This is a genomic window from Pseudomonas sp. UBA6276, assembly GCF_002438365.1.
Lineage (GTDB): Bacteria > Pseudomonadota > Gammaproteobacteria > Pseudomonadales > Pseudomonadaceae > Aquipseudomonas > Aquipseudomonas coleopterorum.
Window position 1 is genome coordinate 1 of sequence record NZ_DJUS01000145.1, and the last position, 5,470, is coordinate 5,470.

The following is a 5,470-nucleotide window of genomic DNA, read 5'->3' on the forward strand; positions in this document are numbered from 1 at the left end:
AAGCGCTGTGGACCCCGTCGAAGATCGCCGAAGACGCCATCGCTCAGGTCCGTGCCCAGGTCGGTACCGACAACGTCCTGCTGGGCTTGTCCGGCGGTGTCGATTCCTCGGTGGTCGCGGCCCTGCTGCACAAGGCCATCGGTGATCAGCTGACCTGCGTCTTCGTCGACAACGGCCTGCTGCGCCTGCACGAAGGCGAGCAGGTCATGGCCATGTTCGCCGAAAACATGGGCGTCAAGGTCATCCGCGCCAACGCCGAAGCGCAGTTCCTCGACAACCTGGCCGGCGAAGCCGACCCGGAGAAGAAGCGCAAGATCATCGGTCGCACCTTCATCGACGTGTTCGACGCCGAGTCCTGCAAGCTGGACAACATCAAGTACCTGGCCCAGGGCACCATCTACCCCGACGTGATCGAGTCGGCCGGCGCCAAGAGCGGCAAGGCACACGTGATCAAGTCGCACCACAACGTCGGCGGCCTGCCCGAGGAAATGAACCTCAAGCTGGTCGAGCCGCTGCGTGAGCTGTTCAAGGACGAAGTCCGCCGTCTTGGCCTGGAACTGGGCCTGCCGTACGACATGGTCTACCGCCACCCATTCCCCGGCCCGGGCCTGGGCGTGCGCATCCTGGGTGAAGTGAAGAAGGAATACGCCGACCTGCTGCGTCGCGCCGACCACATCTTCATCGAAGAACTGCGCAAGGCCGATTGGTACCACAAGGTCAGCCAGGCATTCGTCGTCTTCCAGCCGGTCAAATCGGTTGGCGTCGTCGGCGACGGCCGCCGCTACGCCTGGGTCGTCGCCCTGCGCGCCGTGGAAACCATCGACTTCATGACCGCGCGTTGGGCCCACCTGCCTTACGAACTGCTGGAAACGGTGAGCGGCCGCATCATCAACGAGATCGAAGGCATCTCGCGGGTGACCTACGACGTGTCGAGCAAGCCGCCGGCTACGATTGAGTGGGAGTGATCCCGCGTCCGGCATTGCCCGGCACCTACTAGCAGGAAATGCCCTGAAGCCCGCGTAATTGCGGGCTTTTTTGTTTCACTTCAACACATACCCCCCAATCAACCGCGAAATCTCCACCATCGACGTCTTCCCCGAGAACTCGAACCGCACCTTCCCCAGCGCCGAGAAATACACCTCCAGCTCCGAATCCAGATCGAACGTGCCCGAGGTCTCGATTGAGTACGCCACGATGTTCTTGTAGGGCAGGGAGGTGAAATCCTTCTTGCTGCCGGTCAGGCCCTGCACGTTCACGGCAATGATGCGCTTGTTGGTGAACACCACGCCGTCACGCATCGACTTGTAGGCGTCGACCACGTGCTCGTCTTCCAGCAGCAGCGCGGTGACGCGTTCGCCGTATTCTGCATTCTGCTTGAGTTTGAAGAAGCCTTTGTTGTTGAAGTCGATCATGGCCTTGAATCCTGCGAGCAGAAGGTTTGCCGAAGTCTACCTTGATGCTGGCGTCAGCGAGAGTGTTGGCGGCGTCGTCGGGCGCCTGGACGATGGGGCCAAATATGTAGGCCGGTCGGGTCCGGGGCAGTGGCCATACTCGCAGCCCGTTCAGAAATCGATCTCTTTGATATGACTGATGCACCTTCCAATACGCAATTAGGCGAGGTTCTCGCAGGCCTCGCGGGGCAAATCACCCACCGGTTGCCCAACCTGCACCAAATGGCCGTAGACGCGGCTACCCAACTGCTCACTTCCATGGGCATCGACGCTCACCCCGACGCCTTCTACTGGCATCGTTTCGACAACGCCCAATCCAGCCATCGTTCGTTCAGCGGGTACGCACACATGGGGCCACCGAGCGAATCGATGACGTTTACGGAGCTGGTGATGCGGCGGTTTCGCGCGAGCGATCAGGATAATGCTGACTTGCTGCATGTCATGGGCGGGTTCTACACAGGTGATGCGAAGACGCTGTGGTTCGACGAGCGCAACGAGGTACGGCTGCAGCCGGACAAGGTATTGACCGCGTTATGGCACATCGACTTTGCGGCGGTCTATCACCAGGCCTTGGCGACGTTCTGGGCCGACAATGAGCAAGGGGTGCAGACGCTGATTCGGATCAACTGCCTGCGCGCTGCGGTAGATGCTTGCCAGGCCGGTCACATGACGCGCCAACAGGTGCAGTCGGTGTTCGATGGTTTGGGGTGCGAGTACGCCATGGCTCCGACCCTGGCCGGGTTGACCTGCACTCATCCGGCCGCCCAGGGTGTCACGGTCTGTGCGCTGCAGATCGCCGGTCATGTCTTCCCCAGCGTCCTGTGCTTCAACACTGTGGCGGGCGAGCGTTTGCTCTACCTGGCGGGCCGCGACGTGGCCTTCCAGGTCTTCGCCGATACGAAAGCGATTCAGGCGTGGTTGTACCAACAGGTCCAGGCGCAGACGAGCCGGGAGCGTTTGCTCGATCACGGCAGGCTGATCGAGGCTGCAGCGGCAGTGGCACGGGCTCGAAGCTTCGCGCTGCTGGCGCAGAAGCCACTGTCGTTGTTCGCGGCAAAAGTGACGTGGCCGGCCGTCTCTACGGATGCAGCGCACTGGCTGCAAGTGCAGGCCCGCGAGCAGATGCTGGCCGAGGCCAACCTGCAACTGCATAGCAACAGCGAGCTGCGCAAGCAGTTGTGGATCAGTTATCTGGGCGCCGGGGTGCACCTGTTCGGCGCAGCGGCCATGGTCAGTTGGCCCATCGCGTTGATCGTGGTGGTGGCCAGCGCCGGGAAATTCGCACTCAATGTCGAGCGCGCGGTGAATGCGTCGGAGGCCACGGACCGTCGCGCAGCGCTGTATGCGTCGATAGTCAATGGCATAGAACTGCTGTTGAACATGACGCTGCTGATTCCTCAGCGGGCACCACAGACCGCCGAGTTGCAGTCTCTGCAAGCGCATCCGCAGGTGTCCGCGCTGACGCCTCTGCTACCGAGCACGGAAGGGTTGCTGACGGTCGAGGGCGAGCAGATGATCCGCTTGCGTGGCGATCTGTATCGGGTGCGCTATGACTCCCACCTGGGTTACTGGATGATCGTCGATCCGCAGCGGCCCTTTGCGTTCACCGGCAATTATCCGGTGCGCTTCAACAGCCAACTGCAATGGGAACTGGTACCCGGCGGTTGCCTGCGTGGGGGCGGTGGCTGCATGAGTGTTTCGGGTGAGGTAGAGCTTGAGCCTCCACCGGTGAGTTACGTGCAGTTCGAACGCTTGGCCAGTCGCTATGAGGTGCCACTCGTGGCACGTGCCGCGACGCGCGAGCTGTTGAGCGACCATTTTCGAAAAATGCTGTCAGGTGATTATTTCGACCCCTATACACCGCTGAATCCGGTGCTCGACAGCCTCAACAAATTGCGTGTGCAACTGATCGAAGATGCTAATGCATTCATTGCCCAATGGCGCTCGCCAGGTAGATCGCCGTTACGTGCGCCTGACCCTTCGCTGCCTCCCTATGTAGCGGTGCGCCGTTTGCTGGATGAGTCTCGGGGGCTGGTCATTGGCGAGTCCCATCAGTCCATCGCCAGCAAGCAATTTCTGATCGAGCATATGCCGGCCCTGGCTCGCGATGGCGTCGACACCCTGTACATGGAACACCTGATGACCGATCTGCATCAGGCCGAGCTCGATCAAGTCGCCAGCGACGGGCGTCTGCCCAGCCAATTGCAGGACTACCTGCGCGACCAGGATCTGGGCCATCGCACCGACCCTACGCGTCGATACAATTACACCACACTGGTACAGGCCGCACGCCGCGAAGGCATTCAGGTGCGGGCGCTGGATTGCGCGGCCAGCTATCGACTCGACGGCATGGAGGATCTCTACAACGTGGGAGGGACTCTGCGGCATAGGGTATTCAGCTACCACGCCAGCCGCGTGATCGCGGCGCGTGGTGTGCTGCCAGGCAGTGGCAAGTGGATCGCGTTGGTTGGCGATACCCATGCATCCACCTACAAAGGCATTCCTGGTCTTGCGCAGTTACACGATGTGACGGCGCTGCGCATCGTCGATGCTGGCGCAGGTCAACAGACCAACATCACTTTGGATCCTGGCGAATATTATCTGCCATCCATGGGCCACCCCGATGGCGTGGTCAAAGCCGATTGGCGCTTGGCATTGACCGTACGCGAAGCCCCCTTCACCTACCTGGATCCGTCGCTGGCACCACTGGGGGTGATCAGACCCTGATGCGCCAGCACGCATGCGGTTTGTCTGGCACTGCGCGGTAAGGCCGGACGCGGCTCGCGCTGCTGCCACAGAGATCGCGAGCGTTACCGTGGCGGTGTAAGCCGCGTTCTGGGTCGCAGGAACCCCGCCGCGCGGCAGTTCAAGTCTTAATCTTTCTCAATTGCAGGTGTATCGTGTCGGCCTTTCGCGTTCATTGAGCAGGTGCCGTCCCCATGTCTTTCACACGTCGACGATTTCTCGGTGGCCTGGCAGGTGTGGTGGCGGTCGGTGTGGGTGCCGGTGGTGCTGCCCGCTACTGGCTGGGAACGCCGGTCGACCAGGCCGGTGTCGATTATCAGTTGATCGCCGCGCCGCTCGACGTCGAGCTGGTGGCAGGCCATCAGACCCCCGCCTGGGCCTTCGGCGGTTCGGCACCCGGCCAAGAGCTGCGCGTGCGCCAGGGCGAATGGTTGCGGGTGCGCTTCATCAACCAACTGCCGGTAGAGACCACCATTCACTGGCACGGTATCCGCCTGCCGCTGGACATGGACGGCGTGCCCTACGTGTCGCAGCTGCCGGTAAAGCCCGGTGAATACTTCGATTACCGCTTCCGCGTACCCGACGCCGGCAGCTACTGGTATCACCCCCATGTCGCCAGCAGCGAGGAACTGGGCCGGGGCTTGGTCGGCCCGTTGATCGTCGAGGAGCGCGAACCGACCGGCTTCGCTCACGAAGCGGTGCTCAATCTGAAGAACTGGCACGTGGACGAGGAGGGCGCGTTCCTGCCGTTCAGCATTCCTCGCGAAGCGGCGCGAAACGGCACTCTGGGGCGACTCTCGACGATCAACGGTGTGCATCGGGCAACCATCGATCTGCCGGCCGGGCAGATCGTCCGGGTGCGAATTCTGAACCTGGACAACACCGCCACCTACCGCCTGAATTTCCGTGGCGACGCCGAGATGCGTCTGTATGCGCTGGACGGCAACCCGATCGAGCCCCGTGCGTTCGGCAAGGATTACTGGATGGGCCCCGGCATGCGCGTCTGCCTTGCGGTCAAGATGCCGCCTGCCGGTGAAGAGATCGCCATCCGCGATGGCTCGGTGCGTCTGGGCACGCTGCGCTCGGTGCCGGCCGAGGCAGCGGCCAGCGACTGGCCACCTGCCTTGCCCGCCAACCCCATCGCCGAGCCGGACTTGGCCAACGCCGAGAAGCTCAATTTCAACTTCGAATGGGTAGGCGAGGTGTCCGACACCACCGAAGGCAAGCCGCCCAGCCTGTGGCAGATCAACGGCATCGCCTGGGACATCACCGAC

The 5,470-nt window shown here is 62.1% G+C and carries 4 protein-coding genes; 3 read left to right on the plus strand and 1 reads right to left on the minus strand.

Going from position 1 to position 5,470, the window contains the following annotated elements; all coding sequences use genetic code 11:
* Nucleotides 1-965 (plus strand): glutamine-hydrolyzing GMP synthase (gene guaA, locus B2V21_RS16965; RefSeq protein WP_286917471.1); only part of this gene is annotated, 965 nt, incomplete at its 5' end.
* A gap of 75 nt (nucleotides 966-1,040) precedes the next feature.
* Here guaA and B2V21_RS16970 read toward each other — a convergent pair.
* Nucleotides 1,041-1,412 (minus strand): PH domain-containing protein, encoded by a 372-nt coding sequence (locus B2V21_RS16970; protein WP_049861256.1) that lies wholly within the window; start codon nucleotides 1,410-1,412, stop codon nucleotides 1,041-1,043.
* 171 nt (nucleotides 1,413-1,583) lie between these two features.
* On the opposite strand from B2V21_RS16970, the gene B2V21_RS16975 reads away from it, so the two are divergent.
* Entirely contained in the window at nucleotides 1,584-4,178 is a 2,595-nt protein-coding gene (locus B2V21_RS16975) for a membrane-targeted effector domain-containing toxin (RefSeq protein WP_286917472.1), read from the plus strand.
* 212 nt (nucleotides 4,179-4,390) lie between these two features.
* Nucleotides 4,391-5,470, plus strand: a 1,080-nt coding sequence (locus B2V21_RS16980) for a multicopper oxidase family protein (RefSeq protein ID WP_286917473.1), incomplete at its 3' end; no start/stop codon positions are given.

Excerpts from the sequence above, each read along its gene's own strand:
- B2V21_RS16970 (WP_049861256.1), bottom strand. The coding sequence starts at position 1,412 with ATGATCGACTTCAACAACAAAGGCTTCTTCAAACTCAAGCAGAATGCA.
- B2V21_RS16975 (WP_286917472.1), top strand. The coding sequence starts at position 1,584 with ATGACTGATGCACCTTCCAATACGCAATTAGGCGAGGTTCTCGCAGGC.